Below are 16,446 nucleotides of genomic sequence, written 5' to 3' on the forward strand. Positions count from 1 at the left end.
GAGGAGTAAAGCATGGCTCTAGCTACAATACATGGCTATCCAAGGATTGGTAAGAACAGAGAGTTAAAGAAAGCGCTGGAATCTTATTGGTCTGGCAAGATATCCAAAGAAGATCTCTTGCAAACGGCTAAGGAGATCCAAGTAAATAACTGGCAAACTCAGAAGTCTATAGGTATAGATCTGATACCCTCTGGGGATTTCTCTCTTTACGACCATGTACTCGATACTACGACTCTGCTTGGGGCTATTCCTCCTAGATTTAGGCATGATAACCAAGGCGTCGATTTAGATACCTACTTTGCTATGGCTAGGGGCGGATCTGGGACCAATGCTGCAAATGCTATGGACATGACCAAGTGGTTCGACACCAATTATCACTACATAGTTCCTGAACTTTATCCCGATCAGGAATTCAAATTGTCATCCAGTAAATTTTATGACGACTTTCAGCTTGCTAAGGATATAAGTATCAGCACAAAACCTGTGTTGGTTGGCCCAGCAACATATCTGCTACTGAGTAGACCTGAGGGAGAACGTTTTAATCCCTTACTTGCTCTGTCTGACAAGATAACGCCTGTTTATGTAGAAGTTATTAACCAGCTGGCAAATCTTGGAGCAGAGTGGATTCAACTTGATGAGCCTATACTCGTAGAGGATCGTACCCAGGAAGAGCTAGATGCGATACACAGAATATATGGCCAAATAGCTTCAAATACAAACATCAAAATAATACTTTCTACGTACTTCGGCCATCTAGGTGATTCCTATCAGCAAGTAGTCAATCTACCAGTTAGCGCAATCGGTCTCGACCTGGTCAGAGGTCATCAGAACCTTGAATACATTCGAAAGTTTGGATTTCCCGAGGATAGGTACCTGGTAGCTGGAGTGGTAGATGGCAGAAATGTCTGGACTACGGACCTCCACACAAAATTAGAGCAGCTTGAATTCCTTGCTACTGAGGTTGGAAGTGAAAAGCTTATGGTATCTTCTAGCTGCTCACTCCTACATGTGCCCATCGATGTCAATTTGGAGACCCACATTGACGATGAACTCAAATCTTGGCTTGCCTTCGCTGAGCAGAAGCTTGAAGAAATAGTAGTTCTACGAGACGGGATCAACCTCGGGAGAGAGGCTATAAAGGACAAGCTAGAGGCAAATGCTGAGGTCATCCAAAGGAGAAATGCCTCTACAAGAAGGTTCAATCCAGAGGTAAGAGAGAAGATCAGATCTATAAAGGAATCTGATTACACTCGAGATCCTGATTACAAATCCAGGGTGGAGACACAGAGAAATACTTTACCACTACCGTTGCTACCTACCACAACTATAGGCTCATTCCCTCAGATTCCTGAACTCAGACAGATAAGGAGAAAATTCGAGAACGGCGAGATCTCTCAACAGGAGTATGAAGGGTATATCGAGAACAAGATCAGAGAGCTTATAGATCTGCAAGAAGATCTGGGCCTGGATGTATTCGTTCATGGAGAGTATGAAAGAAACGATATGGTCCAGTACTTCGGAGAGCAGCTTGATGGTTTTGCTTTTACACGGCATGGATGGGTACAGAGCTACGGATCAAGGTATGTTAGGCCTCCCATTATCTATGGGGACATCAACAGGCCGACAGCTATGACAGTAAGGTGGATCACGTTCGCCCAATCTCTGACGGAAAAGCCTGTCAAGGGTATGCTTACAGGACCTGTTACAATCCTCAACTGGTCCTTCGTGCGCGATGACCAGCCAAGGTCTGAAACCTGCCTACAGATAGCTAGGGCTATAAGAGAAGAAGTGCTGGACCTGGAATCAGCAGGTATCAAGATCATTCAGATAGACGAACCAGCAATTAGAGAGGGTCTACCACTCAGGAAATCGGAGTGGAAAGAATATCTAGATTGGGCAGTCAAATGCTTTAGATATTCATCTTCCGGGGTAAGGCCGGAAACCCAGATTCACACTCATATGTGTTACAGCGAGTTCGGAGACATAATAGAAGCTATATCCGATATGGATGCTGACGTGCTATACATAGAGAACGCCCGATCAGATCTAGAAATGCTGGAGGTGTTCAGGCAGCACGGTTACGATAAAGGGGTCGGGCCTGGGGTATATGACGTGCACTCTCCTAGAGTACCAACAGTTGAAGAGATGGCAGATAACATCAGGGCAACCCTTACAGTCCTTAGACCCGAGCAGGTTTGGGTCAATCCAGACTGTGGTTTGAAGACCAGGAGGCCGGAAGAAGCAACGCCTTCGTTAAGAAATATGGTACAAGCGGCCAACCAAGTAAGAGAAGAAATGCTGAGCCGCATCTCCTAGGAGATGCGGCTCCCACATCACATTATCATCGGGCTGTGTAGTATTCTTGATGTTTTATCGCATCTCTAGAGGCACGTACCTCAGATCTCTGGGCCCAACATACTCAGATTCTGGTCTTATTAGACGCCCAGAAGACTTCTGCTCGAGGATATGAGCAGTCCACCCAGCAGTTCTACCTATTGCAAATGTAGGGGTAAATAAGTCTTTGGTTAAGCCAAGCTCTCTTAGTAGTAGAGCAGTGTAAAATTCTACATTGGTGTTCAGGTTCCGACCAGGCTTATACTCAGCCAGGATGCGCACTCCCACTCTCTCAACTTCCCTGGCTAAAGCCAGCGCCTCCTTCTCCCCAGTTTCATCAGCCAGGGCCTCTGCAGCTCTATAGAGCACTTCAGCTCTTGGATCCCTTACTTTATAGATTCTATGCCCAAATCCCATCAAGCGCTTGCCTTGGGAGATAGCTTCTCTCATCCAGGATTCAGCCCTATCTGGAGTGCCTATAGCCTCTATCATCTCTAGTGCTCCCTCCGGAGCTCCACCATGCAATGGTCCCTTCAAAGCTCCTATAGCTCCGGTAATAGCAGAAACCATGTCCGACTGTGTAGACGCTATCACCCTGGCGGTAAAGGTAGAAGCGTTCATACCATGATCTGCCACTGTAACTAGATAAGTGTTTAGTGCCCTAACCTCGGCCGGATCGGGCTCACTGCCCTTAAGCTGATAAAGAAAGTTGGCAGCTATTCCCCAATCATCCTTGGGTTCAGGGACTGACAATCCGCTCCTTAACCTATGATAGGTTGCCACTATTACGGGCACTCTTGCTGTGAGCGTTATAGCTCTATGGAGGTTATTTTCACGTGAGTCATCTTCTATGTTCGGATCGTCAGCTGTAAGAGAAGCAACCGCGAAGCGAAGCGCATCCATAGGATGCATGCGTTTAGCAGCAAAGTTCAATGCTGCGATAGTTTCCTCTGGAAGTCTTCTGGCTGTCGCAAGGTTTGAGTGTAATTCCTCCAGTTCAGCCTTCTTAGGAAGCCTACCATGCCAAAGCAGGAAGGCTACTTCCTCAAAAATAGCCTTAGTTGCTATCTCTTCTACATCATACCCCCTGATACAGAGCTTTCCATGTAATCCATCGACATCACTAAGCTCGGTCTGCGCCACTACGATGCCTTCCAAGCCACTAGCAACAGCATGATGACTACGGTCAGAGGCATCGCTATTAGTAGCACCGCTATTTGACATTAAGGGACCTCCCGCATCTTTATCTTTGATATTCAGGCACGATTTATGCTCTTCAAGATGATACTATATTTTCCCTGGTTATATGGGCAGCATTTACCTATGAGCACACCCAAAACTCATACTATAAGTAAACAAGAATTACAATCCACCTCTCACCAACAAGCCGTTTCATTCAGTGAACGTGAGCAAGAAGTATACCGTAAAGCGGTAAGCACCCTGACCATGTCCAGCTTACCGTTTGCTCTTGGCGGAGCAATAGCACTAAACGCTTATACTGGTCTATGGAGGGGAACAAAGGATATAGATATCTTTATATCTCATAGAGATGTAGAGCATGCTACAAAAGCTCTTGAAGAGGTGGGATTTACCATCAGAGTAGAGTTCACGCATTGGCTAATAAAAGCTTATATAGATGATTTATTCATAGATATAATATTTGGGAACGACAACGGGGAGCTAGTAGTCGAAAGGGAGCACATAAAAGGAGGCCATTGTATTGATTTTCTAGGGCAGAAGGTTAGCGTACTTTCACCTGAGGAGATTATCGCTTCCAAGTGCTTCGTAGCATTAAGACACAGATTTGATGGTCATGACATTGTCCATCTAATACTTGCTCTGCAAGGAAATATTGACTGGAATAAGGTTATAGACAGGCTTGGAAGACATAGAACACTGCTATTATGGCATTTAATCTTATTCTCTTACGTATATCCAGGTTACCGACATCTAATTCCAAAGGATATCATGTGGGGTCTGCTTCAGGAGTTATTCGAGACTCAGGATGAAAGTAAAGCATGTAACGGTGTATTTCTAGACCCCTTCTCTTACAACGTGGATATAGAAAGTTGGGGCTTTAGCGACGGCAGAAAGGTAAAAATAGCAAGGAATGTATAGCCTGATATACCAAGAGTAAGAGATCTATGTAGAAGAGCTATAAGCCGGTTCTGGTGACAGCTTGCTATATGGATACCCTATAGCATCAAAGCAGCCGTAGCAGTGTGTCGCATGGAACAAGGACAAAGCCTCCTGCCCTAGCTTATCGGTTATAACTTCGGCCAGACCTTTCAAGCTAAGATATCCTAAGGAATCAACACCTATATAATTAGCAATCTCCTGCACAGTAGAATGCGCAGCTATCAGATCTTCATCCGACTTTATGTCGATCCCATAGTAACATGGATGCTTCAGTGGAGGAGAAGTTATTCGTAAGTGAACCTCCTTTGCACCATATCTTCTTAAGGCACTTACCGCCCGCTTCATGGTATTGCCTCTAACAATGGAGTCATCTACGATAACTATCTTTTTGCCCTCTACATTTGGCTTCACTATAGAAAATTTCAGATCTACTTCCAAACGCCTTAGCCTTTGATCGGGTTTTATAAATGATCTCTCGGCATAGCGGCTCTTGATAAATACTTCCTCATAGGGAAGGCCACATTCGCTAGCATATGCAATAGCTGCGGGAATAGCCGAATCTGGTACTCCGCCCACTAGATCAGCATCAAACACAGGATGCTCCTGAGCTAACTTCCTGCCTAGGGCTTGTCGAACTGAGTATACATATTTGCCCTCTATTGAAGTAGCGGCTCCAGCAAAATAAATGTACTCAAAAACGCAGAAGGCATGGCGATTGCTCGAAGCTATTATCTTACTTCTGACACCATCATGGCCTATCTCTAGCAATTCACCTGGGAGGACATCGCGTATATATTCGCCCCCCAACTTCTCTATTGCAGCGCTTTCAGAAGCCAGTATCCAAGCGTCACCTATCTTGCCGAAAGCAAGAGGCCTCATGCCAAGAGGGTCGCGTAGAGCATAAAGTTTACCGTCATAAAGCATTACAAAGCTATATGCGCCTCTCAGCATCGGCACCACACTACATAGCTTCTCTGCTAGATCGCCGCCTGGAGCCCGAATTATGAGACGTGCAACTACTTCGCTATCCGTGTTAGAGATAAAAGTCTCGTCGGGCATTAAAGCCTTGAGTTCCTCGGAATTTGAGATATTACCGTTATGTGCTAGCGCCATCCGCAAAGGGTGCTGTCCTACAAGGAAAGGACCAGCATTTTCAACACAGCTAGATCCTGTGGTGGAGTATCTTACATGGCCAATACCTGTCTTGCCTTGGATTGGAGGAGGGCCGTCCCTAAATACCTCCCTTACCTTACCCATTCCTATAAGGGTGTGTATGGAGTTCCCATCATGTATTGCTATTCCTGCGCTCTCTTGTCCTCGGTGCTGAAGCTCTGTCAAACCAAGTATTAAGTAGTTAGCTGTATCGAAGACCTCCTGAGGCTGCCATATACCTATTACTCCACATTCTTCATGGAGCGCATCCATCTGGAGTAAGTTATAATCAACAGGTTTACAGAGCATTGCAATCCTATAATAGAGTTTCATAACGTAGTATTGCAATGTTACTGCCTTAGTCTCTGCAAGGAGAACTGAATGTCATTCTTGTTTCACGAGATAACTTGGCAATATTTTTTATTGACTTTCTTTTCCTGCCTAGGGATTTTACAGCTAGCAGCAGTAAGAGCTGGCAGGAAGCATCTCCAGCTGTTCAGTAGTAAACCAGCTAACATAATCGTAGGACTTGCGTTTATAGTAATTTCTTACGTGCTTTTCTTCACACAAGCTAGCTACGCCATCAAAAGCATAAAAGGCATAGTATCGCATCCAAAGTTCTATCCTCCTATGTCGCCTTTCTATCAATGTCCTTGGCCAAGGCTGGAGGGAGCACAGCTATTTGGGGTGTTTTTGTTCTCCGCTTTACTGTCCGTGATTTTTTGTTTATCTATTAATCTGCTGAGGCACAGCAACAAAGAACAAATCCTATCCTTAGCCGCTTCACGAGTTTCACAAGCCTATGAGGAGATTAAGCTTGCTGTAAGTCCCAGAACTTACAAGAAAGAGAGCAATTACAGAGGTAGCTGATGAACTCCATAGACACTCAACTCTTGCTCAAACTAAACAGTATGGTGGGTAAGAATCCAGAAGTTGATGTGCTGGTTCAACTTCTGGTAAACGAATACTTCGTGCCCGTTAGCCTATCACTGGTACTTCTATTCATGTGGTTTGGTGCTAGGGAATTGGAAAATCTTAAGTGGAAATTAGGCGCAATCAACGCTGCGGTTGGTGTTGGGATTGCCAACGTTATAGTGGCTACCAGCAACATATTTTATTTCAGAGATCGACCTTTCATGCATCTAGATGTCAATCTGTTGTTTTATAGGCCAACTGACTCGTCTTTCCCTAGTAACGCAGCCGCAGTGGCAATGGCACTAGCTTTAGGTATATCCTTGCACGAAAAGAGATTTGCGCCTTTTGTGTTACCACTGGCAGCTTCGATAGGTATAGCTCGTGTTATGGCGGGGGTTCACTACCCAAGCGATGTCCTAGCAGGATGGATCGTAGGTGCATTAGCAGCTTTCATAGGTCTCCTTATAACCAATTTTCTGCGCCCATTTATAGAAAGGTTGATCCTAGCAGCCAAGAAGCTAGGTCTAGCTTAAGTACTAATCAGCATACCCTGTCAGCTCCACGTATCCTTTGCCAGTCGTGGATCCTTTACCTGATCTCTCAATGACTCTCACAGCACCTTCCCAATATATTACTCCAGTGGTTTGCTTAGTATTCAGTTCTTGGTTTTTTGTTATTGGTTGTATCCTTATTTGCTTATTATCTACTGGGATATGTATCAGCCAGCCTGAGGGATACTTTGCGCCTGTAAGTGGGCTGATCCAATAATCAGTAACTTGTATGGAAAAATCACTGGATTTTAGTTCACGCCTTCTACCAAGTTTATCGATAAAGGTGCCAAACTGGCCCAACCATCTACCCTTGTTATCACGCAGAACAAAGATCATATATTCAGTGCCGTTGTCTAATTGAAGGCTAAACCAATCCCAACCTCCTCCCAGATTCGTAAGGAAGTTACCCCATTGATGATCCATCCATGCTTGCCCATTTACAGCATGCTTTACCCCATGATCTACCAGAGTACCTCTAACTAGTAACCGGGTATAGCTGTAATAATACGAATCTCCGGCAGGCCCAAAAGATATTACGCCATCGTCTCCATGGAGTACGGGAGGCTTTTGAGATATAAGGTGCAAATCTATAGAATAACCTTTCATGTTTGCCTGGATCTTATAATTGCCACCAAGTCCTTCTAGAGTCCACGATCCTAAGGTTAGGTTCAACCTTTGTGTTGTGGCGGTGTTACCTCCAAATTGCTTACGCTGATCGTAGCTAAAGGATATTCGATTCAAGTCGGTGATAGCAAAGTGAGCTAGATATATCTTGGGAAAACTCTTTCGAGTAACTTGAAAGATGACAAACTCGAAGCCATACTTTCTATAGTCATCTTGGCTTGTCAAGTGTCCAGTATAGTACCACCATTCAGTTAAGTAATTATGAGGGAGATCATCCCTTGGCAAAGTCAGCCTAGGTAAGGAATCAGGAGCTGGAGTAGTGTTTATACTATACAGATTGTATCCTTGAATTTGTCCCTCTTGTGCCGGCTGTAATCCGGCTGAGCATGCTGATATAAGCAACATAAGCACACAAATAATAGGAAAACACCTACGGTTCAGCATCAATACTGTGCTCCTTTTGTGAGGCGGGAATTAATCCAGGCATCCACCAGTTCCAATCACCAAAGAGTCTCATCAGTGCTGGCACAAGGATCATCCTCACGAGAGTCGCATCTATCAAGACCGCCAGAGCGGTACCCAAACCCAAAGCTTTGGTAAGGATAATCTCAGCCGATATAAAAGACAGCCCTACCCCTACCACTATAAGAGCAGCTGAAGTAACTACCCTTGCACTTCTTGCAAGACCAGATATCACAGCTTGTTTGTTATCTTTATGCTTATCCCATTCTTCTCTGATACGACTTAGCAGCAGCACTTCATAATCCATGGACAAACCAAATAAGATGCAAAACATGAGGATAGGCAGTGTGGACTCAACATATCCTTGAGAATCGAATCTGAACAACCAGCTTAGGTGTCCTTCCTGAAAGATCCATACAAGTGCCCCAAAGCTTGCACATATAGATAACAGATTCATAAGTATCGCTTTCAAGGGAAGTACCAATGACCTAAGAAGATACAGAAGAACTATATAAGTACTAGCGACAACAAAAAGGAACACCGGGGGGAATTCTCTCCAAAGCTCGGAAGATATATCCATCACCTGAGCTGTAGGGCCTCCCACAAATAGCTTATAACCCATAGGTAGTTGTGTATTGCGCAGCTTAGTAACAATATCCTTAGATTTAGGATCATTCCATCCATACTCAGTAAATATTTGCATGTAAGTCTTGTTCCCAGAGAGAAAGGATCGAAGAAAAGTATCCGCAAATGGATCTCTTACATTATGAGCATTGGCATAGATAAGCTTGTACTGCTCTAAGCTTAACCGGGGATCTATATCAACTATGCTGAATACTCTTGTCACTCCAGATTCCTGTTGAACAGCACGCGAGAGCCTAAAAAGTAAATCCAAAGAACTAGGTGAAGTAAGGGGCTTATCCGCTTCCACCACAACGGTAATCGGGGCGGAGCTACCTGGGCCAAAGCTCTTGTTAACCAGGTCGAATACTCTCCGAGATTCGTACTGAGCAGGTAATATGCTAGGATCAGGAGAGCTAAAGCGCGCGTTCAAAAAAGGTAATCCCATCGACACAAGCACAGGCGTTACCAGGATTACTACTAGTAGCGGTTTGCTCATCATTTTCTCAGCAAGGGATCGCCAGAAGATATAACTGCCTGCCATAGATCTTGAAAGAGTGCCTCTAACTACAAACTTGCTCAGAATGGCTATCAAGGCAGGAAGTAGAGTAATGGATGCTAATATTGATAAGGTGACCACAGCAGCTGCAGCTATGCCAACAGATCTTAGAAACATAAACTTAAACAATATCAACCCCGTTAGACCAAGCCCCACTGTGAGACCAGAGAAGAATGCTGCTTTACCAGCTGTGGCCACTGCTATAGCAAGAGATTGTTCCACATCTTCTGAGTTTTCGTACTCCTCCCTAAACCTAGTAACAATAAACAACGAATAATCTACAGCCAATCCCAAACCTAGTATGGTGACAGCATTAACTGCCAACAAAGATATATCAGTGTGATCTGCTACCTGGCTAAGAAGACCAAGAGCTATAAATACAGATACGCCCCCTACTATGAGGGGTAGGGCCGCAGCAACGATTGACCCAAAGACCCAATAAAGAACTATGGCACCTATAGGTACAGCTAGGAGTTCTGCGCGACGAAGATCCCTTTGGCTAGCACGTTCTATATCGGCATAGAATATGGGAGCACCACCTATTTGTACCTCTAGAGAAGTTGGCTGGATACTATCCCTAATTTCGCCAATAACCTTGTAGCTTTCTTCGGCGGGTATACTTAATTCCACTACTTCTATGGCAGTATGTCTATCTGGCGATATTTGTTGCGGTGATATATCGTGAAAAAGTATCTCGGTTACATAAGGTTGCTCAGATACCTTGCTAAGAGCCCTCTTTACCTCCGAAATGAATTGAGGAGAATCTGCAGTTAATTTTGAGCTGTAAAACACAATCGCTAGAGCAGTAGGTGATTGCCTAAAGTCCTCCTGAAGTATCTTCTCCACCTGTACTGACTCGAGATTATCGGTAGTGAAACCGCCGAGTTTGAGCTTGTCATGCAAAGTAACAGCAGATGGGAGAGAAACAACAACTAGCAATAGCCAGAGAAAACAAACTATGTACCTGTAACGCAGGATCCTCTCGATTACAAAGCTCATTATATGATCGCCCATACTTGAGGATAACACTTCGAATAGTTTTGCAAAACTTTACTTGGCTTGTTTCTTGCTGAAAGTCCCGGTAAGTCCACCTAAGGAGGCCAATTATGTTCAAGAAATTAGTTGATGCGATAGATCGGCAAGCCTGGTTGGACAGCTTAGGAGACGCGATACAACAATCCATAGGTAAAGCTTTCCAGAGCACAGGCAGACTAGGAAAGGAAACTCAAAATATACTAAACGGTACATGGCTAGGCCACGCACTACATCCAGCCCTATCAGATGTACCCATTGGTGCTTGGACAACTTCTATCTTCCTCGACATGGTTGAAAATGGAGATCATTCCCTAGCAAAAGCTTCTGATAGGGCCATCTTACTTGGTCTGTTGGCAAGCGTTCCGGCCTCTCTGAGTGGGCTGACCGACTGGCAGCATCTGATAGATAAGCCCAAAAGGGTAGGCCTAATGCATGGTCTGTTGAACCTATCTAGCACAGCCCTTTACTCTCTATCTCTGGTGCTTAGATCCCAAGGACATAGGCGCACAGGCAAACTACTATCTACTCTGGGGTATGCAACTGTCATCGCCTCCTCTTACTTGGGCGGAGAGCTAGTAATGGAGTACCACTCCGGAGTCAACTGGACAGGTACCTTGGAGGAGCCAAAGGACTTCAAGCCAGTCATAGAAGAATCCAAGCTAGCGGAAAACACTCCTGTATGTACATCGGTTGATAATGTACCATTGTTGCTAGTCAAATGGGAAGGAAATGTCTACGCTTTGGCTAATACGTGTCCTCATCTAGGGGGACCTCTATGTGAGGGCCAATTCGACTCTGGAATAATCACCTGCCCTTGGCATGGGTCTAAATTTGATGTCACTGATGGAAGCATAATAGACGGCCCCACAGCTTACCCTGCTAAGAGATTTCAAACTAGGATTAGTAACGGTCAGGTGGAAGTGAGGCTTGCTGAGATCTAAAGCGTGTGCGTTTTAGCTCATATCCTAGACTCTCAGCAGTACCTTATGTTAGCTAACAATCTCACTTATCGCTAAGGAGGCGGCACCGATGAGCGCCGCCTCTCCTGGATCTGTCGCCACTCTTATCTTCAGGTTATTTAGAAATGAGAGCTTAGCATGAGCTCTAACTGCCCTAAGCAAAGGATTAAGTATCAAGTCTCCAGAACGTATAACTCCTCCACCAAGGACAAACAGGTTTATATCAAGTAGAGAGGCAGCGCTAGCTATTGCTCTTCCCGCGGCTGTTCCTGCTCGTTCAAATATTTTGCTAGCGTCTTCGTCACCTTGCAAAGCTCTACGGGCTACTACCTCAGAAGTGATTTTAGAAGTATCTTGAGATGAGCTTGTTTGTAACGCTTCAACATAAAGCTTAGCTATAGATGGACCGGAAGCTATGGCCTCAAGGCAACCTCTACCACCACAAGCACATCGAGGCCCATCTTGCTCAACAACCATATGGCCTATATGTCCAGCATTGTAAGATTTACCATGCAGAAGCTTACCCGAAGCTATGATTCCCCCTCCAACCCCAGTAGAAAGAATTATGCCCATCATATGGCTACTGCCTTTGCCCTCACCAAACATATATTGACCTAAGGCGAAAGCTTTAGCGTCATTATCCATATAAATTGGTAGGCCCAGGGCTGACTGTAGTCGAGACTTTAGCGGGAAATCACGCCAACCAGGAATGTTAAGGGTAGAGACCACCCCGTCTGGTAAGATCATTGGGCCCCCCACTCCTACACCGACAGAAGTCACTTCTATATCATCAGATGTAGCAGCTAGACAAGCACGGGACAATGCTACGATCTGATTAAAGACACCGACGCCGTCTCTAGGATTATGGGTTAGTTGAACGTATTTCTGGATGATGGTACCTTTCAAAGTAACCACAGCGGAAGCTAGCTTGCTACCGCCAATGTCAAGAGCGAGGACTGCTCTCGTTTTAGCCAAGATATCCCCCTATGATAAAAACTTGCCCAGCAGGAGTAGGATATCATATCCCCAGTGAGTTAATAGAGTGAGAAATATCGTAGAGCAGATCAGCGCCAGCAATGTCAGTACAAACCATAGAGCTTTTGCAGATTTCTTCTTTGTTGGTAGTGAGTACTGTCTGATATATCCTCTAGCAGTAAGAGTATCTGCGTAGTATTCAGTATTCATACTAATCCTCCTAATAAATTCATGAGTCGACAAGAGGATAAAACAGCAGGGATAAACAAGAAAGAAAATCCAGCGCTTCATGGGTAATAAATCTGCAAAAACGGAAACCAGGTTAGATTTTTATTTCCCGCAAAAAATCGGATATGGCGTTGGCGACTTCTCCACTCTTAGAGAGCATCAAGAAATGCCCACCCTCATCAATAAGCTTTAACTTTGAATTGGGAAGCAAAGCTTTCAGTTTGTAGGCATCTGTAACAGGAAAATAAGGATCATCTGCCGCCCAAAGGATCAATACAGGCAAATTCAATTTAGAGACCAGCCTTCTAGCGAGCAGGCATCTTATTGGATCTATCCCCCTAATGGACCTAACTATTTGTTGCCATGGAAGTAGTCTGGAATAATTGCTTATGATGTCTCTAATTACTAGTTCATTAGTCTGAACTGGATAGATAGACCAGATATATTTTCGAAGTAAAGATATATACCTAGGGTTACTTATGAGGTGAGGATATAATTCCCCTACTATCGGCCATGCAAGAAATCCTAGAGATGCCAGGATATCAAGATGCAGGAACAGAGTAGTATCCATTAGTATCAAGGCTGATAGCCGCCTTTGTCTCCAAGCAGCGTAGGTCAAAGCATATAAAGCCCCGAGGTCGTGTCCTACTAAGACGACATTCTTAGATGCAAATATCTGCAGATAACGATCGATAAAGTAATGATAGGAAGATAAGGTAGATGGACTAATCGGGTCCGATCTGCCGAGTCCTGGAAGATCGGGGGCCTTTGAAGGATATTTGCTTCCGATCTCTAACATAATCGGATGCCAAATATAAGAAGTAGCTGGGATACCATGGAGAAAGATTAGATTTGCTTTCTTCTCAGGGTTAGTTTCTAAGGATCGCACCCATATACTATGGATATATCTTTCCGTCCAAATTGGTTCCACGCTTACCTCTACTCTACTTCACCCAACTTATACTGATACCATGGCAGATCATCAAACAACGCCATAGCACCCTCGATATTGCTCTCTGCACCTGAATTTTTACTCACTGATTTGTTATCTATCCCATCGTACACCATGCCAAGGTTACGATCATACACGGGTGATTTGGCGGGATTATCACCATAGAACCAAGATTTAGCCTTCTCATATAAAGTCCTAAATTCTTCGTTAGCTGTATATTCATAAGCAATTCGGAAATTAAATGCTGTGGAGCTGACCTCGTAGGGGAGAGTAGTCGGCTTATCAAATTCGCTTCTTACTATTGGAGCCAAATATGAATGCAGACTGTAGGTAGCAAGATCCTCCCAATCTGTATTATTGGTATACTGGCAAGCTTTGAAAAGTACACCTGGCTGAATATAACCCCACAGATGTGGGAGTGTATCCTCATCACTGATTAGTAATAGGCCATCTCTCTTATGAGAAGCGATTTCTTCACAAACAGACAGAGCTATATCTAGAAAATCTCGATCATGAGCGTGCTCATATAACTCTAGGAGGGTATAGGCAACCAGAGCATTCACATCCATAAACTTATGAGACTGCTTTAGGTATAGCCCAACACCACGCCTTAGACGCTCTAGCGAGTCCATGTCTTTGAACACGATGTAATGCCAAGCTAAGGCCCATAACCCACGAGCCAACCAAGGCTGTCCACCAGGATAACTCGTGGGCCCATAATAATTCTTCTTTCCATCCCAATCGAGTATGAAGTTCGCGAAACTACCATCCTCTTCTTGCATGAACTTGACGAATTTAATCAAGCCCTGAGCCCAATCTCTAGCCCATGGTAGTCTAAACCTCTTATAAGCTCTAAGCAGCAGAACTGCCAGTCTAGCAGCATCATCTACACAAGCAACCCCTTCATATCCGCTTTCATCCGCCCTTTCTAATACCCATGCTCTGCCTTTTCTCTCTGCATACACAGCCGGAGCACACATGCTTACATCCCCCAAGTTAATGGCATAAGTAAGCCTCCAGAGCTGTCTTATCATCAATACCTCCTGTTATATGGGTACTGTTATACTTAGAAGAAAGAATTAGAAAGAGAAGTTGAAGTGAGTCAGGTCATCCAAGAAGAGGAAATAGTTGCCAAGCAATATGATCTGAATCTGATTAGGAGGCTGCTTACTTACATTGTTCCCTACAAGGGTCTAGTTATCCTAGGCGTATTTCTACTTATTAGCACCTCCCTAACAGATCTCGCAGGTCCCTATATTATCAAAATAGCTATTGACAACTACATAGCACAAGGCAATTTTAACGGGCTCCTGTTCATATCCGTTGTCTACTTTATCATAAACTTGCTCAGCTTCCTGTTTCGCTACCTCCAGAGCTATGCAACAGGCGTCCTGGGACAAAAGATAATGTATGACCTAAGGATGGAGCTCTTCAGTAAAATCCAAAGCCTGTCATTGTCTTTCTTCGATAGGACGCCAGTAGGCAGGATCGTAACAAGAGTCACCAATGATGTAGACTCCCTCAACGAGCTTCTGACATCAGGTATGGTCACGATTATCGGTGACACTTTTACGTTGTTAGGTATCACGGTCCTTATATTTTGGCTCAATTGGAAGCTAGCAATAGTAACTATGCTAGTTGTACCCATACTGGTGGTAATCACTAATTTTCTTCAAAAGAGGATGCGTGCAGCTTTTAGGGCATTAAGAGTCAGGCTATCACGTATCAACGCATTCATATCTGAAAATGTTAGTGGCATGCATATAGTTCAACTATTCAATCGAGAGGATAAGAACTTTCAACAGTTTGATGCCCTTAATCAGGACTATAAGAAATCAGCACTGCGATCACTATTCTATTTTGCCCTTTTTGGACCATTGCTCTCACTAATTACAGCTTCAGCCACTGCTTTAGTTATATGGTTTGGAGGAAGGAGCGTAATAGCAGAAACCCTTACCATAGGATCCTTGGTAGCATTCCTCCAGTACGTAGATAGATTCTTCCTACCCATTAGAGATCTATCAGAAAAATATAATGCTTTGCAAAGCGCTATGGCTGCCTGCGAACGTATCTTCCAGCTGCTAGATGAACAGCCAGACATCAAGGATGCTCCTGATGCCAAGCCGCTGCAGCATATTCGAGGAGAGATTGAGTTTAAGAATGTCTGGTTTGCCTATAATGATGAAGAGTGGGTGCTAAAGGATGTAAGTTTCAAGGTTTTGCCAGGAGAGAGCGTGGCGCTAGTCGGCGCTACTGGAGCAGGCAAGACCAGCATAATAAGCCTGCTATGTAGATTCTACGACATACAGAAAGGGCGGATACTTATAGATGACATTGATATCAAAGAGATCTCAATCAAGGATCTCAGAAGGCACATAGGGTTAGTTCTACAGGATCCATTTCTGTTCACAGGAACTATAGCTAGCAATATACGCCTGCACGAGTCCAGCATCAGTGATCGGCAAGTCGAAGAGGCTGCCAGGTACGTAAATGCCCATACATTTATAGAAAAACTGCCTTTGAAATATAACGAGCCTGTCCTAGAGAGGGGTGCAGGGCTCTCCCATGGGCAAAGGCAGCTTATATCGTTTGCCAGAGCTATAGCCTTCAATCCAGAGTTGCTGCTGATATTAGATGAAGCAACTTCAAGCATAGATACCGAGACGGAAGCGCTTATTCAAGAAGCTCTCGCCAAGATTATGAAGGGCAGGACGAGCATAGTAATAGCCCATAGGCTATCGACTGTACAGAACGTAGACCGCATTATAGTGATGCACAAAGGTCGAATAGTCGAGCAGGGCAATCATCAGGAGTTACTTGCTCAAAGAGGTTATTATTATAGACTCTACGAACTCCAGTACCGTTCAGAAGCTATCGCTTAGGACTCTTGGCATCATACTTGATGTCCATCTATATCTGAACAGAACTTGCAATAGTTCT

Annotated in this window: 14 protein-coding genes; 5 read left to right on the forward strand and 9 right to left on the reverse strand. The window is 44.3% G+C overall.

Translation table 11 applies throughout. From position 1 onward, the window contains the following. The first annotated feature begins 12 nt into the window (after nt 1–12). Nucleotides 13–2,316, forward strand: coding sequence for a 5-methyltetrahydropteroyltriglutamate--homocysteine S-methyltransferase (gene metE, locus N2245_RS07230; protein ID WP_494536061.1), 2,304 nt, complete (start codon nt 13–15; stop codon nt 2,314–2,316). Between the two features lie 54 nt (nt 2,317–2,370). Here the strand turns inward: metE and N2245_RS07235 are convergent, their stop codons facing one another. Beyond that, on the reverse strand, nt 2,371–3,558 hold the full coding sequence (locus N2245_RS07235) for a citrate synthase (RefSeq protein WP_494536062.1): 1,188 nt from the start codon (nt 3,556–3,558) through the stop codon (nt 2,371–2,373). Between the two features lie 99 nt (nt 3,559–3,657). Here N2245_RS07235 and N2245_RS07240 point away from each other — a divergent pair, with 99 nt between their 5' ends. Further along, the gene (locus N2245_RS07240; protein ID WP_494536063.1) at nt 3,658–4,452 is read left to right on the forward strand and encodes a nucleotidyltransferase family protein; all 795 of its coding nucleotides are present in this window, start codon (nt 3,658–3,660) and stop codon (nt 4,450–4,452) included. Between the two features lie 24 nt (nt 4,453–4,476). Here the strand turns inward: N2245_RS07240 and purF are convergent, their stop codons facing one another. Beyond that, nucleotides 4,477–5,934 carry an amidophosphoribosyltransferase gene (gene purF / locus N2245_RS07245; protein ID WP_494536064.1) on the reverse strand — a complete coding sequence of 486 codons (1,458 nt, stop codon included), beginning with the start codon at nt 5,932–5,934 and terminating at the stop codon, nt 4,477–4,479. A gap of 147 nt (nt 5,935–6,081) precedes the next feature. After that, complete coding sequence (locus N2245_RS07250) at nt 6,082–6,237, reverse strand: hypothetical protein (protein ID WP_494536065.1); 156 nt, start codon at nt 6,235–6,237, stop codon at nt 6,082–6,084. Between the two features lie 257 nt (nt 6,238–6,494). Here N2245_RS07250 and N2245_RS07255 point away from each other — a divergent pair, with 257 nt between their 5' ends. Further along, a complete protein-coding gene (locus tag N2245_RS07255; protein WP_494536066.1) occupies nt 6,495–7,073 on the forward strand; it encodes a phosphatase PAP2 family protein in 579 nt (192 codons plus the stop codon). A 3-nt stretch (nt 7,074–7,076) separates the two neighbouring features. Here N2245_RS07255 and N2245_RS07260 read toward each other — a convergent pair whose 3' ends face one another. Together N2245_RS07260 and N2245_RS07265 are read right to left on the reverse strand one after the other, a co-directional pair. Next, the gene (locus N2245_RS07260; RefSeq protein ID WP_494536067.1) at nt 7,077–8,159 is read right to left on the reverse strand and encodes a lipocalin-like domain-containing protein; all 1,083 of its coding nucleotides are present in this window, start codon (nt 8,157–8,159) and stop codon (nt 7,077–7,079) included. Continuing rightward, the gene (locus N2245_RS07265) at nt 8,146–10,356 is read right to left on the reverse strand and encodes an MMPL family transporter (protein ID WP_494536068.1); all 2,211 of its coding nucleotides are present in this window, start codon (nt 10,354–10,356) and stop codon (nt 8,146–8,148) included. Before N2245_RS07265 ends, N2245_RS07260 begins: the two co-directional genes overlap by 14 nt. A gap of 107 nt (nt 10,357–10,463) precedes the next feature. Between N2245_RS07265 and N2245_RS07270 the strand changes: the two genes are divergently transcribed. After that, on the forward strand, nt 10,464–11,333 hold the full coding sequence (locus N2245_RS07270) for a Rieske (2Fe-2S) protein (protein WP_494536069.1): 870 nt from the start codon (nt 10,464–10,466) through the stop codon (nt 11,331–11,333). A 48-nt stretch (nt 11,334–11,381) separates the two neighbouring features. Here N2245_RS07270 and N2245_RS07275 read toward each other — a convergent pair whose 3' ends face one another. From N2245_RS07275 to N2245_RS07290, 4 genes are all read right to left on the reverse strand, one after another. Beyond that, entirely contained in the window at nt 11,382–12,326 is a 945-nt protein-coding gene (locus tag N2245_RS07275; RefSeq protein ID WP_494536070.1) for an ROK family protein, read from the reverse strand. Between the two features lie 9 nt (nt 12,327–12,335). Continuing rightward, entirely contained in the window at nt 12,336–12,536 is a 201-nt protein-coding gene (locus tag N2245_RS07280; protein ID WP_494536071.1) for a hypothetical protein, read from the reverse strand. 112 nt (nt 12,537–12,648) lie between these two features. Continuing rightward, nucleotides 12,649–13,485: an alpha/beta fold hydrolase gene (locus N2245_RS07285; protein ID WP_494536072.1), complete on the reverse strand. Its 837-nt coding sequence runs from the start codon at nt 13,483–13,485 to the stop codon at nt 12,649–12,651. 8 nt (nt 13,486–13,493) lie between these two features. Continuing rightward, nucleotides 13,494–14,540, reverse strand: coding sequence for a hypothetical protein (locus tag N2245_RS07290; protein ID WP_494536073.1), 1,047 nt, complete (start codon nt 14,538–14,540; stop codon nt 13,494–13,496). A gap of 63 nt (nt 14,541–14,603) precedes the next feature. Here N2245_RS07290 and N2245_RS07295 point away from each other — a divergent pair, with 63 nt between their 5' ends. Continuing rightward, nucleotides 14,604–16,388 (forward strand): ABC transporter ATP-binding protein, encoded by a 1,785-nt coding sequence (locus N2245_RS07295; protein ID WP_494536074.1) that lies wholly within the window; start codon nt 14,604–14,606, stop codon nt 16,386–16,388. Nucleotides 16,389–16,446: the final 58 nt, after the last annotated feature.

This window comes from Thermobaculum sp. T2p (assembly GCF_059335935.1).

Excerpts from the sequence above, each read along its gene's own strand:
- metE (WP_494536061.1), top strand. The coding sequence starts at position 13 with ATGGCTCTAGCTACAATACATGGCTATCCAAGGATTGGTAAGAACAGA.
- N2245_RS07235 (WP_494536062.1), bottom strand. The coding sequence starts at position 3,558 with ATGTCAAATAGCGGTGCTACTAATAGCGATGCCTCTGACCGTAGTCAT.
- N2245_RS07240 (WP_494536063.1), top strand. The coding sequence starts at position 3,658 with ATGAGCACACCCAAAACTCATACTATAAGTAAACAAGAATTACAATCC.
- purF (WP_494536064.1), bottom strand. The coding sequence starts at position 5,934 with ATGCTCTGTAAACCTGTTGATTATAACTTACTCCAGATGGATGCGCTC.
- N2245_RS07250 (WP_494536065.1), bottom strand. The coding sequence starts at position 6,237 with ATGCGATACTATGCCTTTTATGCTTTTGATGGCGTAGCTAGCTTGTGT.
- N2245_RS07255 (WP_494536066.1), top strand. The coding sequence starts at position 6,495 with ATGAACTCCATAGACACTCAACTCTTGCTCAAACTAAACAGTATGGTG.
- N2245_RS07260 (WP_494536067.1), bottom strand. The coding sequence starts at position 8,159 with ATGCTGAACCGTAGGTGTTTTCCTATTATTTGTGTGCTTATGTTGCTT.
- N2245_RS07265 (WP_494536068.1), bottom strand. The coding sequence starts at position 10,356 with ATGAGCTTTGTAATCGAGAGGATCCTGCGTTACAGGTACATAGTTTGT.
- N2245_RS07270 (WP_494536069.1), top strand. The coding sequence starts at position 10,464 with ATGTTCAAGAAATTAGTTGATGCGATAGATCGGCAAGCCTGGTTGGAC.
- N2245_RS07280 (WP_494536071.1), bottom strand. The coding sequence starts at position 12,536 with ATGAATACTGAATACTACGCAGATACTCTTACTGCTAGAGGATATATC.
- N2245_RS07290 (WP_494536073.1), bottom strand. The coding sequence starts at position 14,540 with ATGATAAGACAGCTCTGGAGGCTTACTTATGCCATTAACTTGGGGGAT.